Source organism: Maribacter thermophilus (assembly GCF_001020565.1).
Lineage (GTDB): Bacteria > Bacteroidota > Bacteroidia > Flavobacteriales > Flavobacteriaceae > Maribacter > Maribacter thermophilus.
Genome location: NZ_LDAS01000001.1, coordinates 1,267,563 through 1,283,737, shown reverse-complemented (window position 1 = coordinate 1,283,737; position 16,175 = coordinate 1,267,563). Strand labels below are relative to the sequence as shown.

Below are 16,175 nucleotides of genomic sequence, written 5' to 3'. Positions count from 1 at the left end.
ACGAATCAAATTTGTTAATTCTGGATGAATTGCTCATAGATTTTAAGGGTATTTTGAAGAATATTGTTTCTCTGTATTAAACCAATCGGGCGAGCGTTCGGTGAAAGGTAATGGATATACTTATCTAATGTGATAAAAGCATTACTGCGAGGCCTATAATGTGGAAAATAGTTTTAAATTGAGGTGTAAACTCACGAAACAATTATGAAAACATTAAAAAAGATAGGCATATTGTTTTTGGTACTCGCAGTGCTGGCTGGCATTGCCGCCATAATTTTTGTTCAGATCTTAAAGCCAGATTACTCAGGAGAAAAAGTACTTGTAGGTCTAAAACAGAACGTCGATGTATATTATGATAAATATGGGGTGCCCCATATTTATAGTGAGAACGAGCTAGATGCTTTTAGGGCATTGGGTTATGTGCATGCCCAAGATAGGTTATGGCAAATGGAGCTATTGCGCAGAATTGGTAGTGGCGGACTCTCAGAGGTATTCGGAAAGAATCTAATTACCACCGATAAGTTTTTTCTGTCATTGGGTATAGATGATGCTTCAAAAAAGGCCATCGACGAACTGAACAAGAATTCGGAAGCCGTTGGTATAATTTCGGCATATTTAGATGGTGTAAACCAATTTATAGCGGAAGGCCCCACACCTGTAGAGTTTTATTTGACGGGAATCGATAAAAAAGAATTTACCATAAACGATGTGTATAATACTATGGGATATATGGCCTTTAGCTTTGCCATGGGGCATAAGACAGACCCTTTATTGACCAATATTAAAGATAAATTAGGACCGGAGTATTTGGCGGATTTACCTTTGCATTCCAGTACCGATACCGAGTGGATCAAAAACTATCCACAAAACAAAACCGATTCTATAGGTAATTCTATTACGGCAATGGTCACCAATGTTTTAGGTAAATTGGAGCTGCCTCTTTTTGAAGGCAGCAACAGCTGGGTAATTGCGCCCGAAAAGACCAAGAACGGAAAAGTAATTTTTGCGAACGACCCCCATATAGGTTTCGCCCAACCTTCGGTGTGGTATGAGGCCCATATCGAAACACCTACCTATTCAAAATATGGTTATCACATGGCCGGGATACCTTTTCCGGTGTTGGGGCATAATAGAAACCTGGCCTATGGCATGACTATGTTCGAAAATGACGATGTTGATTTTTATTATGAAGAAAACAATCCGTCCAATGATAATCAATATAAGAAAGATGGTAAATGGGTAGATTATGAAGAGATTACCAAAACTATTAAGGTAAAAGATTGGGAAGATGTTACCTTCTCGTTTAAAAAATCATCTCACGGACCTATTTTAAACGGTATTGCAGATCAAGTAGTAGGGGAGCGGCCCATTGCTATGTCTTGGATTTACACACAAGAGAAAAATACCGTCGTAGATGCCTTTTACGAACTTAGCCATGCCGAAAACCTAACGGCCTTTAAAAAGGCGCTTCCTAAAATACACGCGCCAGGGTTGAATATTATGTACGGCGATGCAGAAGGAAATATAGGCTGGTTCGCGACCGCCAAACTTTATAGAATACCCGATAGCGTAAATACCAAATTGGTATATGAATACGATAAGGGACTGCCAGAGCAAAAAGAATATTTGGATTTTTCTGAAAATCCGCAGGCGGTAAATCCTCCATGGCACTATGTTTATTCGGCAAACAACCAACCAGATTCAATAGCGGGGATGTTATACCCGGGTTATTATCTTCCAGAAAATAGGGCAAAAAGAATTGTACAGCTTTTAGAGCCAAAAGACGATTGGGATACAAAGGAAGTCTCCAAGATGATATTGGACGTTACGTCTCCGGTTCACAAAGAGATAATAGAAAGTTTGACCCAATTGGTAGATAGGTCGCAATTAGATACAGAAGAAGTTGCTTTGTTGGATTCGTTGCGTTCCTGGGATGGTACTTATAGCTTAAAGAGTGTAGAAGCTACCGTGTATACAGGATGGGTCTATTATCTATTAAAAAACATATTTAAAGATGAATTGGGTCCCGAAATGTTCAATCAATTACTCTCTACACATCTTGTGAAAAGATCCATAGCCCCAATAATCGCCAATAAAAAATCTATTTGGTGGGACAATGTAGCTACGGCAGATTTGGTAGAAAGCAGAGAAGTGATCGTACAGCATTCATTTTTGGATGCAATAAGATCATTAAAGGAAAGCCTTGGGCCTAATGCAGCAGAGTGGACATGGAACAAGGTACATACCCTTGAACACGGGCATCCAATTGGCCAAGTAGAGGCATTAAGGTCGTTTTTTAATGTGGGGCCTTTTCCGGTTCACGGTACTAGAGAGGTAATTAATAATTTGGCTTTTCCAATAGATAGCACCGGGCTTTATAAAGTATCTTCGGGTCCGTCAACAAGAAGGGTTATCGATTTCTCGGACGTAGAAAACAGCATAAGTATTTTGCCGACAGGGCAATCCGGTAATCCGTTCAGTGAACATTACGATGATCAAGCGCAGATGTACATTGAGGGCAAGTTTAGAAAAATGATGATGAACGAAGAGGAGATTAAAAGTAAGGCGTCTTCCGTATTGGTTTTTAAAGCTAAATGATATTTGAGCATCTATTTTTGATCATATCTTTTTTTAGAAATATTTTTCTGCATATTTCTTAATTTTTTTGAAGTAGTGTTTTAAAACACTACTTCTTATCTATTTTTTGTTATTTTTAGAAACAATAACCAACTATATGAAAACCAAAACAATAGTATATGCGCTATTGTTGACTATTGTTTCCGCCAAAATAACAATAGCTCAAAGTGTGCATAAAGAACCAAAGTATTATAATTGGTTCGATGACCATGTTAAACGATTCAATACTGGACTCTTTAATGGAGTTGAATATATTGAGTTGTACAGAACCATTAACGAAAAGCACAAATTCTTCAAAAGCAGTGAATTTCAACTTGGTTCGGTAGTGTACGATGGTCAGTTTTATGACCAAGTACCTTTAAAATATGATCTGGATGCAGATCAACTTCTTTTGAACGTAGGTTATAATTATCCCTACCCTACGATAATACTCTTTAAATCTAAGATTGACCGCTTTGGTATAGGGGGGAGTGATTTTATTCATATTAAAGAGGCATCCGGTGATACCAATATTCAAGGCTTCTACGAGGTGTTAATGCAGAAAAATTCTTTGACCCTTTTAAAAAAGAACGGAACCAAAAGGTTTAAAAGAATAAGGGGAACTACCGTGTATTATGAATTTATCCATGAAAATAATTACGTAATCGGTTATAATGATACATTTTATAAAATAGATAGAAAGCAAGATGTCGTCAGAATATGGCCGGATATGAAGGAATTCATCAATGAAAATTATAATCAAGCATCAAAAAAGAACAATGAAGATGTTTTTTGGAAAAACTTCTTTTCTAAACTCTCCGATTCTTTTAACATCAATAATAGGCCACAAGATTTATGAAAAGATTATTACCGCTATTCGTATTATTTTTCGGGAGCCTAATTTTTGGTCAGGAAAATGAATCGAAGTTTAATTTCGAATTTGAAAATGAACCCCTTGCCAATATATTGGCAGTAATAGAAAAAGAATCCCAAGTTGTATTTCTTTATGACGATAAATGGCTTTCTGGAGAAACTTTTTCCGGAAAGTTCGGTAATGCCACTTTAAGTGAGATTCTAGAGAAGGTTTTTGAGAAAACAAGCTTAAACTATTTTGAATATTCCGATGATAAAATAATATTGACGCAAAACAATAGTATTTATGCAGATTTACCGGAAGGTTTTTTTGGTAAGGAAGAGGACTCTGTTTCAGAAAATCCCAATTATACAAGAATAACCAGTAATCCCGTGTTTTCAAATATTGAGGCTTCTAAAAAAAATACAATTGATAGAACGGTAAGAATCGGGAAAGAAAATTTGTCGGATGCAAGAACCACGTTTAAAATAAGTGGTTATGCAAGAACAACAGAAGGAAATCAACCTATTTCCAATTTATCTATCATATTAAATGGGAAAAATACGGGAACGGCCACTAATGATGATGGTTATTATGAACTGGAGGTACCGGCAGGAACAAGCATTCTAAAAACAAGTTCCTTGGGTATAGAATCGAGCACTACCAGAATCATAGTTTTTAATGACGGACAGTTAAATTTTGATTTAAATGAAAGTGTTGAGTTTTTAGATGAGGTTATCGTAGAGGCAAATGCCGCCAAGAATGTAGAGGAGGCCTTATCTGGTAGTACGGATCTAGTAGTAGAAGAAACCAAGAACATTCCTCTGGTACTTGGGGAACGCGATGTTTTAAAAGTAGCGACGACCCTTCCAGGTATTTCTACCGCTGGTGAGGGTGCTGCGGGCTTTAATGTAAGAGGTGGTAGTACCGATCAGAATTTAATTTTGTTGGACAATGCCGTTATTTATAATCCCTCGCATTTTTTTGGGATTTTTCAGGCTTTGAACCCATTTACGACCAAGGATCTTAAAATATTAAAAGGAGGTATACCCGCGCAATACGGAGGTCGTTTATCATCTGTTTTTGATATCACTTCTAAAGATGCCAACAACGAAAAATTTTCTGGTGAAGCGGCCATTGGTCCCGTTACTTCAAATGTGGCCTTGGAAATACCCGTGGTAAAAGGAAAATCTGGATTGCTCATTGGTGGTAGGGGAACATACTCTGGATGGATATTAAGGTCTCTAGACGATGAATCTTTAAGTAATAGCGAGGCATCGTTTTACGATGCCATTGCAAAATATACCCATGTTATCAATGAAAAAAACACAATGAAGGCAATGGGGTATTATAGTAGTGATGCCTTTAGCATTACCTCTGATTCTGTATATGGTTATAATAACAGGTTGTTATCCTTTCAATGGGACCATAAGTTCAATGATAAGAATACCGGAAGCTTGGTGATCGCCAACAGTAACTATAAATTTAACATTGGTTATGAAGGTAATTCCGATAACAATTTTGATTTAGGTTTTGTGGTGGACGAGACCGAAGCTAAATTCAAATTCTCTTATTTGCACAGCAAGGCACATAAATTTGATTATGGGCTATCGGCAAAATTATATAACGTTCAACCAGGTAATTTAGAACCAAATGGCAGTAACTCTATAGTTGAACCTAAGATCATATCAAAAGAAAAGGCCTTTGAGGCCGCCATATATCTCTCCGATAATTTTGAAGTAAACGATAAGCTGCTCATAGATGTTGGGCTGAGGTATTCTATGTTTGCATATTTAGGCCCTACAAATGCCCGTGTTTATGAGGAAAACATGCCTAAAAGTGAAGAAACATTGACAGAAACCGTTTCTTATGATAATAATGAAATTGTGGAAACTTACGGTGGGCCCGAAATAAGGCTTTCGGCCAGGTATTTCTTGGGGCCGGACCTGTCGGTAAAGGCAAGCTATAATACTACATACCAATACATTCATAGATTGTCCAATACAACGACCATTAGCCCTATAGATACCTGGAAATTATCCGACAATAATATAAAGCCACAAAAGGGAAGGCAAGTAGGACTAGGGTTGTATAAAAACCTTGATGGCAACAAATATGAGATAAGTTTGGAAGGGTATTACAAGGAAGCGGACAATCTGTTGGATTTTAAAGTCGGCTCAGAACTTTTATTGAACGAAACTATAGAGACAGAAACATTGCAAGGTGATGGACAGGCATACGGAGTAGAATTTTTAATTCGTAAAAATTCGGGCAAACTGAATGGATGGTTGGGGTATACGTATTCGCGTTCTTTCTTAAAACTGGATAGTGAATTTGCAGAGGAACGTGTTAACAATGGAGAATATTTTCCTACCAATTACGACAAACCGCACGATTTTAGTGCCGTCTTAAATTATAAGTTGACAAAAAGATTTAGCCTGTCCGCAAACTTGGCATATCAAACAGGTAGGCCGGTGACCTATCCGGTAGCTCGGTATAACTTTAATAATTCTGAATATGTGGTCTATAGCGATCGTAATGAGTTTAGAATACCGGATTACTATAGACTGGATCTTGGATTGAATATAGAGGGAAACCATAAGAAAAATAAATTGGCCCATAGTTTTTGGAATATTTCGGTTTATAATGTATTGGGTAGAAACAATCCATATTCCGTATTCTTTGTTACGGAAAATGGAGATTTAAAAGCGTATCAAAGCTCCATATTTTCTATTCCAGTACCTACGATTACCTATAATTTCAAATTTTAATGTCATGAAAAGGGAAATGAGGTTTTTAAAGATTTGTTTTCTATCCATGTCATTTGGTAACAGTAGATATGGTGTACGGGCAAATAATATAATTCATCAGTGTAGAAGTGTTGCTATGCTGGATTTAAAAATAAACTAAAGGCAAATGCAGAAACTAAGATTAAGCATTATTGTAGTCATAATCATTGGCCTCGGCTTTGTGGTCGATAGTTGTGTGGAGCCATTTGAAATTGAAAACTCAGAGTTTAAAAGTGCCTTGGTGGTAGAGGCAACCATTACGAACAATAGCGAAACGCAGCGCGTATTGGTGTCCAGGACATTTCCTTTAGATACCGTTCTAATGTCCGGGGTTAGTGGAGCACAAGTATCGGTAAGGGATAGCAATGGTGGCGTTTATAACTTTACGGAAACCTCTTCGGGCGTGTATGAGTCTAGCAGTCCGTTTGCGGCGGTCTCCGGAAATACATACTCTTTGACCATACAAACGGATGGTAATACGTACGTGTCCGATGAGATGGAGGTGCCCGCCGTTAATCCTATCGAAAGGGTATATGCGGAAAGAGATTTTAAAGATGATGGAGCCGAAGAGGGGATGTTCATTTATGTAGATAGTTACGACCCCACGGGGCAATCAAAATATTACAGGTATGAATATGAGGAGACTTATAAAATAATAGCTCCATATTGGAGCTCGGCGGATGCCTATGTGGTTTCGCCACTTCCAAACCCAGAAGTAGATATTAGGGCAAGAACACAAGAAGAACAAGTTTGTTATAGAACAGAATTGTCTAATGGTATTATTATGGAGAATACGACCGAATATAGTGAAGATAGGGTGAGTAAGTTTCCTGTAAGATTCATTAATAGGGACAATTATATTTTGTCTCATCGCTATAGCATCTTGGTAAGGCAATTTGTGCAGAGTAGGGCTGCATATGCCTATTACGAAACCTTGGAGACCTTATCCGGCTCTGAAAGTCTCTTTTCGCAAATACAATCGGGATTCTTGGAAGGAAACATTAGGTCACAAACAGACGATGAAGATGTTGTGGGCTTTTTTCAGGTGAGCACGGTTTCCGAAGAACGTATATTTTTTGATTACGATGATTTTTTTCCAGATGAAGACTTGCCTTCTTATGTAAGTGATTGCCCACTGTTGGCCCCTGCACTAATAACAGAAGGGGGTAGTTCTCCATTGATAGATGGTATTGAACAAAATTTAATAAAATATTATAGCGAATACTCACAACAAGATGATTTGTTGTTTACAGATGGTCCTGGGCCTTATTTTATGGTATATAGGGTTTGTGGTGATTGTACGGCACTGGGTGATAATGTAGTTCCGGATTTTTGGGTGGAATAAACAATTTTGATATGAAAAAACATTATTTAATACTGCTGCTAACAATTCATTTCACTTTTTTGCAAATGAATTCTCAGGTTACTGCGACGAAGGTACAAAATAACTATGCTGAGGTTCCCCACCAAGAACAGGTATATGTGCATACTAATTCAAGATTGGTTTTTGTGGGAGAATACCTGTACTACACCATTTATTGTCTAAAGGAAAATACAGGGCAATTAAGTGATGTAAGTAAGATCGCCTACTTAAAATTGGTCAATGAGAATAAAGAGGTGGTCTTAAATCAAAAAATAAAATTAACCAATGGTATAGGTGACAGCAACTTTTTTATACCCTCTAGTGTACCCTCGGGAAATTACAAATTAGTAGCCTATACCCAATGGATGCTCAACAACGGGAGAAACTACTTTTATGATCTGGATGTGACCGTTATAAACCCATATACTAGCAATCAAACAGTATTTAGGGAAAAGAACACTACAGATTTGGTTGAGTCAAGTTCAACAGGGGCCAGTAGTAGTTTAAAACGAAAGCAACCATTACGGTTAGAGTTGGACAAAACAAGCTATACCAAACGAGCGGCAATTTCAATGAAAATAGCCTCAAACACATTGGAAGGACTGGGCAATTATTCGATTTCTGTTAGAAAAGTGGATGAGTTGGAGTCAAAGGACAGAAATACATCATTCGATTTTCAAAAGGGATATCCACAAAAAAGAAAAATAGAGAAGCTTATACTGCCAGAGTTAAGGGGAGAACTTATTCAAGGGGTGTTGGGTAACATGGCCACATCAACCGTTGAAAATACTCCGATCGGTGTATCATTTCCAGGAGAGGACTATTTGTTTAAAATCGCCGTTACTGATCGTGATGGTCGTTTTTATATAAATGTAGATGAAGATTATGATGTAGGGGAAATGTATTTGCAAGTGTTGTCACAGACCGATACGATACCTGATGTAACTGTGTTTACAGAAGAAGCATTGGATTTTTCCCATTTAGATTTCAGTCGTTTTATATTAGATAGGGGTATGGAGTCCGCCATAAAAGAGCGCAGTATCCATAACCAAATTGAAAATGCCTATTATAGTTCAAAACCAGATACCATATTGATTGGAAAACCCAATGATCGCTTTTATGGTCCGGGTTCCACTAAATATTTGCTGGATGATTATACTAGGTTTCCGAGCATTAAAGAAACTTTTGTTGAGGTGGTGGAGCATGTTTGGTTGCAGAAGAACAAGAACGGTAAAAACGAGTTTCATGTAAGACCTATCGCTCCTTATGTAGAATCTGGAAAATTGCCCTTGGTCTTCGTAGACGGAATTTTAATATTGGACCACGAGCGTGTTCTTGGCTTATCGGCCAATCAGATTAAGTCCATAAATATATCTAGAGACCAACATTTTTATGGTACGACTACCTTTCAGGGTGTTGTGGATATTACCACGTTCAACGGAGATTATTACAAGAATTATTATACCGAGAACCTCGAGGTACAAAAGCTCTTTAAACCAAACGAGGATAAGAACTACTATCGACAATCTTACGAAGGTCCGTTAAAGGAAAAATACGAGCGTTTACCGGATTTCAGATATCAATTGCTATGGTACCCAAATTATAAATTGGACCATAAAGAGCAGCGAATAGAATTCTACAGCTCTGATATTACGGGCGAATTTGAAATTTCTTTTGAAGGTTTTACAGAAAAGGGAGTGCCTGTTTCATTACATAAACGGTTCGAGGTAAATTAATGTAACACAGTACTTTCCATAAAAAAAGGTTACATTTAGCGTTGAATATTCTAATATGCTCACAAAAGTTTATGGTAGTGCCGTTTTTGGCGTAGAGGCGACAACGATTACGGTTGAGGTAAATATTGATAAAGGAATAGGTTACCATTTGGTAGGTCTTCCCGATAACGCCATTAAAGAAAGTAATTATCGTATTGCAGCGGCATTGCAAAACAATGGTTATAAAATTCCCGGTAAAAAGATTACAATAAATATGGCCCCTGCGGATCTTAGAAAAGAAGGTTCTGCTTACGATTTAACATTGGCATTGGGCATATTGGCAGCATCTGGCCAAATACAATCAGAGGATATAGATAAGTATATTATCATGGGAGAGCTTTCGTTAGATGGAAGTTTACAACCCATAAAAGGAGCCCTGCCCATTGCCATAAAGGCCCAAGAAGAAGGTTTTACCGGTTTTATATTGCCCACACAGAATGCCAAGGAAGCCGCTATTGTAGGTGATTTAAAAGTATACGGGGTAGATAATATAGAACAAGTCATAGAATTTTTTGATAAGGGTACCCCATTAGAACAGACCATTATAGATACACGAGAGGAATTTTATAAAAGCCTGGATTTTCCAGAATTTGATTTTTCGGATGTAAAGGGGCAAGAGAGCATAAAGCGGTGTATGGAAATTGCTGCCGCCGGTGGACATAATATTATATTGATAGGTCCGCCAGGGGCGGGTAAGACCATGCTTGCAAAAAGGCTCCCTTCCATATTGCCTCCCATGACCTTGCACGAAGCTTTGGAAACCACCAAAATTCATAGTGTAGTGGGAAAGATAAAAAATATGGGGCTTATGAGCCAAAGACCTTTTCGTAGCCCTCATCATACCATATCTGATGTCTTATTGTAGAATGTAACCATTTTATTATATTTACCTAAAATTAGTTGTATGTTAGGTATTTATGCAAGACTTTCTAGGGAAGACCACGATGCGAAATCAATTGAAAATCAAGTTAAATCAGGAATAGATTTCGCAAATAGAGAAAATTTGCAATATAAAATCTATAAAGATGATGGCTTGTCAGGAACTCTCACAATTGATAAACGACCAAACTTTAATATACTTCTTGATGATATTACTGAAGGTGTAATTACTTCTGTATTTGTTACAAATCAAGATAGACTTGAAAGGAATCCAGAAGTTTGGTTTCATGTTTGTGAATTATTCAAAAAAGAGAATATTAAATTATACTTTGAAGGAGGGAAAGAATTTGATTTATATGATGTTGATGAGATGTTCATTGGAAGTATTTCATCTTTAATAAACAAAAGATACGTTGACATACTTAAAAAAAAGATTAAAGCTGTTTTAGATAGGAACGTTAAAGAAGGTAAGGTTCATGGAATGGTAGCTTACGGTTTTACAAAAGACAACAATGGATATTTAATAATCGATGAAGAAGAAAGTAAAGTTATTAAACAAATTTATGATTTATCTCTTTCAGGTATGGGTACTGATTCCATAGCTAATTATCTTAATGAAAAAAATATTCCAACTCGATATAAGAAATTAGGCAAGGGGCAATATAAGGTTAAAGATAAATACAACGGTTCGTATAAAACCTTAAATAAAAAAGATGCCTTATGGAAAGGTAATACTATTAGAACAATTTTAAAAAATCCAATATATAAGGGAAAAAGATTATGGAAAGGTAATGAAATAGATGTGCCTCAAATTTTGGATACTGAATTTTGGGAAAGAGTTAATGATAACATACCTAAAAACGCTAATAATTCAGGTAAAAAAGTTACATATAAATACTTACTCAAAGGAATTTTAAAATGTAATAAATGTGGTAGAAACATGTATGGGAGAAGTCGTCAAAGTAAAAAAGACCACTACTATCAATGTAGTTCTAAAAGAATTAAAAATAACAGTTGTGGAAATAGAAGTATAAATATTGATAAAATTGAAGGTGCTGTTTGGTCAAGATTTTTTAGAGATGATGAGTTGATGAATTTAATTGAAAAAGATATTGTTAAAGATGACAATAAGATTAATGAGATAGAGGAGATTATTAAAGTAGAACACAAATCACTCAATAGTTTAATAAATAAAAAAGACAACTTAATAGAGGCTATAACTGATGCTGTAATATCAAAAGAAGATGCAAAGAAAAAAATGGAATCAATTAAAAATTCTATTATTGAGAAAAATAGATTGATTAAAGACTTTCAATTACAACTTGCAAATGCAAAAAATAGTCAAGAGTTAGTAAAAAATAGAAAGAAGGAGTTTGAATCTTATACTGATAAATTATCTTTTTTAGAAAAGCAAAAAATTGTAAATAAGTACATAAGTGAGATTTATGTTCAATGTTGGGATAATCAAACTAGTATTTATTCTTTAATCTTTAAATTTAAAATTAATTTGATAGATGAACATTATGTAATAGATACTCGAAATGACATTCTTCTTTCTATTAATGATGAGAAATTCTATACTTCAAAGTTTTTTAACTCCAATACAAATGAACTTTCTTTATTACATAATAAAGATTTATTAAAATATTTTTTCATACAACCATCAGGAAAAGCTGTTTCAGTTCCTTTTTATATTGATAAAAAGAATCAAGCTTTTTTCTTGCATAACACTATTATTCCTTTTGGTAATTGTTCTGATTGGACAGAAAAAAAGATTTTAGCTTTTTACAAAAAAAATCCGAATTGGTTATCTAATGAATGTGGATTAAGCAGGATTTCAGTTGACAAGAATGCTAAAGATTATATCAATAAATCTAATGGATATTTAGATTTTAAATCCAAAGGGAAATCTATTGAAGAATGGATTCATTTCTTTTTAGAATCTTCTGGACTTTCTGAACTGTTCCTGCACTAACTTCACATAATTTGGCAGTATTTCTTATTGATTGATTCTTTTTTAAATGTTTTACTACATTCTTATATTTTGAAAGGATTGTACTGTCAGATTCTTTTGACCCTCTAACTCTGCCTTTGTAAGTTCCTTTTGCTTTAGCTATCATAATGCCTTCTTTTTGTCTTTCTAGCATTGTCTCTCTTTCCATTTCAGCTATGTTAGCCATAACACTTATAATTAACTTAAAAGCTTGATTAGGTTTCCCTTTAACTAAACTTTCTAAACCAAGATTATCTACTTTTAAAACAACATTGTTTTTATTGAATATTTCTAATGTTGAAAGAATGTCAAATAAATTTCTCCCTAGTCTATCTATTGAGTGTACACTAACATAGTTTATTTCCTTCTTTTTAACAGCTTCAATTAGTTTTATACCTTGTTCCCTTTCACAGAATGGAGTTGCACCACTTACTATGTCAATAAAGAGATTTTCGTTTTTATAATCTTCTCTCAATTGTCTTTCTAAATTTTGATTAGATGTACTTACTCTAACATACCTTGCATTCATATTTTTTATTTTAAATAAAGATACAAAATATAATTAAATGTATCAAAAAAAGGGTGGGTTTATATAGTACATTTTTTTATCAAGGTTTTAGTTTTATATTTTTTTAAAAGTGTGTTAAAAATAAACCATAGTCTAAATATAATACAATCCTTTTCAATTCAATTTTTTTTCTCATACAGTAATTTTAACCTCTAAATTTTATGGGGCGTATGCCCCCAAATAAAGTATATGGGTGGGGGTTTACAACGAGGTTACTTTACACCTGATATATATAAAAAATTTATTTATCAGATGTTTATAACTTACTCAAAACAAATGATTATTAGGTCGATTATTATTTTTAGATTTGACAAGAGATGTCAATTTAGTAATTCTACATAATGCTTTCAGAATTAATAAAATCATATAGGGAGAAAAAAGGTTTTTTAATGAAAGATTTGGCAAGTCTTGTTGGAGTTGATGTTGCAACTATAAGCAGGATTGAAAATGGAGAAAGAAAGCCTACTAAAGAGCAATTAATAAACTTAATTGATGCTCTTGAATTAGATAAAGAAAAAGTATTTACTTATTGGTTAAGTGATAAAATAATTCAAGAAGTAGAAGGAGAAGAATTTGGAATTAAAGCGATAAATCTAACAAAAAGAAGATTGAAAGATAAAGAATGAAATATACAGATAATCAATATAAAGCAATTCATACATTAGATAAAAACTTGTTGATTACAGCCTGTGCAGGTTCAGGTAAAACAGAAGTTATTTCACAAAGGATAGTTGAAATAATTAAATCAGGAGTAAATCCATCTGAAATAATAGCATTTACCTATACTGAAAAAGCTGCTTCGGAATTACAAGCAAGGGTATTAAAGAAATGTAAAGAACAATTACCTGAACAAACTGGTATTGCTGAAATGTATGTTGGTACAATACATTCATGGTGTTTGAAGATATTACAGGATTCCATGTATAAGTATCAAAAATATGGAGTGTTAGATGAGATAAAACTTAAATTATTCATTGATAAATATTTTAAGGAAAGTGGAATGATGGACTTAAACTTTGAGAGGTTTAAAGACACAGGACATTTTACATCACTTATATCAGCATTAAGAGAATCTGAAACTCTTGAAAATATTGATGAAAGCTATATTGAGGCATTAAGAAAATATGAATCACTTTTGCATAGGCACTACTACTTTGATTTCTCAATGATTATGACCCAGTTAATTGAGGAAGCAAGAAATGATGAGAACTTATATCAAAAACTAAAAGATTCTACTAAATATTTAATTGTTGATGAATATCAAGATGTAAACCCAATTCAAGAAGAAATAGTAAAACTGTTTGATGAGATGAATTGTAATTTATGTGTGGTTGGGGATGATGACCAAACTATTTTTCAATGGAGGGGTAGTGATGTAAATTATATTCAAGGTTTTCAAAATAGGTATGATAATGTTGAGTATATAAAGTTAGAGGATAATTTTAGATGTTCTAAAGGTATTATAGATGTTGCCTTGAATTGTATTACAAATAATACTAAAAGACTTGAAAAGTCAATGAATGCAAGTGGACATCAAGACTATGAAAGAGGAGATATTCTTTTCAATCAATATGAAGATATTAGTAGTGAAAATCAAGCCATAGTTGATAGCATAAATAACTTGATAGGGGTTGAGTTTAAAGATAAATTAGAAACTAAATCAAGAGGTTTAGACTATGGAGATATGGTAATATTAGTAAGAAAGTGGAAAAAAGCTAAACCAATTATGGAAGCCCTTTCAGATGCCAATATTCCTTTCATTGTTACAGGTGTAAATGAACTATTCAATAGACCTGAAATACAGTCTGCTAAGGCAATCTTTTCCTATTTACAAGGAGAAATTGATAGTACAATTCTTGAATTATATTGGCAAGGTTTAAGTTCTAAAATTAATTCAAGTGATTTAAGGGAAGCTATTGCATATTTAGATAAAAAAATCCCTCATAGGGATACTTATTACGAAGCATTTAATATTCAGGATATTTACATGACCTTTATAGAGAAAGCAGGGATAAGTGAAGATGTTTTTGAAAATGATGAAGATAATTCTTTAGGTTATAATAGTGAAGAAATAGTATTTTACAATTTAGGTATGTTTAGTCAAATTATAAATGACTTTGAAACCATTTATTTTAAAACAGACCCACAATGGAAGTTAAGTAGTTTTATGAACTTCTTAAAATATTCTGCTGAAAATTATTATCCTGAAGGTTGGTTGAACAATACTTTTAAGACACCTAATGCAGTCCAAATAATGACAATATTTCAATCTAAAGGGTTGGAATTTCCAGTTGTCTTTATACCTGGTCTTAATAGAAACTATCTACCTTCATCTAAACCTACTGGAAAAAACGCTACTATTCTAAAATCTATTTTATCGTTGCCAATAAGAGATGTTGAGCGATATGCCACAGGTACAGAAGATGAAAGAAGGCTTCTTTACGTTGCAATAACTAGAGCTAAAAAGTTTTTATTAATAAGTAGGTCTCCTGATGGTAGAATGCAAGGAAAAGAATCTGAATTTTGTCAAGAAATAAGACAATCGGAATACTTGTTCACATCTAAAGGGAGAGATTATTCAGAAAGAAATAAAACTACTCCACAATATTTAGGAGAACTTGCTAATATATCTTTAAACTTCACATTGTTAAAAGCATTTTTTGATTGTCCATATTCATTTAAGTTTTGGTCATTTTATGGATTTCAAAATCCTCTAGGGGCTAGAATTGGTTATGGTAGTGCAATTCATAGGTCTTTAATGGAAATGCACAGAGAGGCAATTGAAGGAAACGTATTAGATAAATCAGAAATTCCTGAACTTGTTGATAGGCATACTAATTTTCCTTATGCTTTGTCAGTAGTTGAGGGAGATATGACCAAACGAGCAATAAAATCAGTAGAAGTTTATCACGATAAAAATCAAGATGAATTTCCAACAATAGAATATGCTGAAAAGGACATTCAGTTAGATTTAGGGGATGGAATAATTGTTAATGGTCAAATGGATTTGATTAAAAGAAAAAAGTTAGATGGAACAGAGGAGAGGGTAATTATTGACTTTAAATCGACAGAAGATGCCCAAGCCTATAATGCTACAATTGACCAACTACAACTCTACGCTTTAGGATATAAAGAATTAACAGGGGATAATGCAGACTTTTTAGAAATTTACAATCTCGATAAAAACGATTCACATAAAAACGAATTGACAGCAAATGATTTAGATGATATGAAAAACAGAATCATAGATGCTGCAAACAAAATAAGAAATAACGAATTAGAACATACTTGTAATGACCCAAAATGTGTTTGTAGGTTCAAATCAAAAAGAAATTAAAA

9 protein-coding genes and 1 pseudogene are annotated in these 16,175 nt (G+C 34.2%); 9 read left to right on the top strand and 1 reads right to left on the bottom strand.

Features of this window, described 5'->3' with window-relative positions:
* Window positions 1-204: 204 nt before the first annotated feature.
* The 7 genes and pseudogenes from AB657_RS05590 to AB657_RS05560 all read left to right on the top strand — a co-directional run bounded on the left by AB657_RS05590 (window position 205) and on the right by AB657_RS05560 (window position 12,250).
* Window positions 205-2,598, top strand: a complete 2,394-nt coding sequence (locus AB657_RS05590) for a penicillin acylase family protein (RefSeq protein WP_047245591.1) — start codon at window positions 205-207, stop codon at window positions 2,596-2,598.
* A gap of 136 nt (window positions 2,599-2,734) precedes the next feature.
* Window positions 2,735-3,475: a hypothetical protein gene (locus tag AB657_RS05585; RefSeq protein ID WP_047245590.1), complete on the top strand. Its 741-nt coding sequence runs from the start codon at window positions 2,735-2,737 to the stop codon at window positions 3,473-3,475.
* Window positions 3,472-6,240: a carboxypeptidase-like regulatory domain-containing protein gene (locus tag AB657_RS05580; RefSeq protein WP_047245589.1), complete on the top strand. Its 2,769-nt coding sequence runs from the start codon at window positions 3,472-3,474 to the stop codon at window positions 6,238-6,240. Before AB657_RS05585 ends, AB657_RS05580 begins: the two co-directional genes overlap by 4 nt.
* A 145-nt stretch (window positions 6,241-6,385) precedes the next feature.
* Complete coding sequence (locus AB657_RS05575) at window positions 6,386-7,603, top strand: DUF4249 domain-containing protein (RefSeq protein WP_047245588.1); 1,218 nt, start codon at window positions 6,386-6,388, stop codon at window positions 7,601-7,603.
* Window positions 7,604-7,614: 11 nt separating this feature from the next.
* Window positions 7,615-9,357, top strand: a complete 1,743-nt coding sequence (locus AB657_RS05570; RefSeq protein WP_047245587.1) for a hypothetical protein — start codon at window positions 7,615-7,617, stop codon at window positions 9,355-9,357.
* Between the two features lie 55 nt (window positions 9,358-9,412).
* Window positions 9,413-10,258, top strand: a pseudogene (locus AB657_RS05565) (YifB family Mg chelatase-like AAA ATPase); the annotation flags it as partial.
* Between the two features lie 42 nt (window positions 10,259-10,300).
* Window positions 10,301-12,250, top strand: coding sequence for a recombinase family protein (locus tag AB657_RS05560; protein ID WP_047245586.1), 1,950 nt, complete (start codon window positions 10,301-10,303; stop codon window positions 12,248-12,250).
* Here the strand turns inward: AB657_RS05560 and AB657_RS05555 are convergent.
* Window positions 12,186-12,797, bottom strand: a complete 612-nt coding sequence (locus tag AB657_RS05555) for a recombinase family protein (protein ID WP_047245585.1) — start codon at window positions 12,795-12,797, stop codon at window positions 12,186-12,188. The genes AB657_RS05560 and AB657_RS05555 overlap by 65 nt on opposite strands.
* A gap of 380 nt (window positions 12,798-13,177) precedes the next feature.
* On the opposite strand from AB657_RS05555, the gene AB657_RS05550 reads away from it, so the two are divergent.
* Both AB657_RS05550 and AB657_RS05545 read left to right on the top strand, forming a co-directional pair.
* On the top strand, window positions 13,178-13,462 hold the full coding sequence (locus AB657_RS05550) for a helix-turn-helix domain-containing protein (RefSeq protein ID WP_052958636.1): 285 nt from the start codon (window positions 13,178-13,180) through the stop codon (window positions 13,460-13,462).
* Window positions 13,459-16,173 carry an ATP-dependent DNA helicase gene (locus AB657_RS05545; protein WP_047245583.1) on the top strand — a complete coding sequence of 905 codons (2,715 nt, stop codon included), beginning with the start codon at window positions 13,459-13,461 and terminating at the stop codon, window positions 16,171-16,173. Before AB657_RS05550 ends, AB657_RS05545 begins: the two co-directional genes overlap by 4 nt.
* The last annotated feature ends 2 nt before the right edge of the window (window positions 16,174-16,175 follow it).

Coding starts and splice junctions, on each gene's coding strand:
- AB657_RS05590 (WP_047245591.1), top strand. CDS start 205: ATGAAAACATTAAAAAAGATAGGCATATTGTTTTTGGTACTCGCAGTG.
- AB657_RS05585 (WP_047245590.1), top strand. CDS start 2,735: ATGAAAACCAAAACAATAGTATATGCGCTATTGTTGACTATTGTTTCC.
- AB657_RS05580 (WP_047245589.1), top strand. CDS start 3,472: ATGAAAAGATTATTACCGCTATTCGTATTATTTTTCGGGAGCCTAATT.
- AB657_RS05575 (WP_047245588.1), top strand. CDS start 6,386: ATGCAGAAACTAAGATTAAGCATTATTGTAGTCATAATCATTGGCCTC.
- AB657_RS05570 (WP_047245587.1), top strand. CDS start 7,615: ATGAAAAAACATTATTTAATACTGCTGCTAACAATTCATTTCACTTTT.
- AB657_RS05560 (WP_047245586.1), top strand. CDS start 10,301: ATGTTAGGTATTTATGCAAGACTTTCTAGGGAAGACCACGATGCGAAA.
- AB657_RS05555 (WP_047245585.1), bottom strand. CDS start 12,797: ATGAATGCAAGGTATGTTAGAGTAAGTACATCTAATCAAAATTTAGAA.
- AB657_RS05550 (WP_052958636.1), top strand. CDS start 13,178: ATGCTTTCAGAATTAATAAAATCATATAGGGAGAAAAAAGGTTTTTTA.
- AB657_RS05545 (WP_047245583.1), top strand. CDS start 13,459: ATGAAATATACAGATAATCAATATAAAGCAATTCATACATTAGATAAA.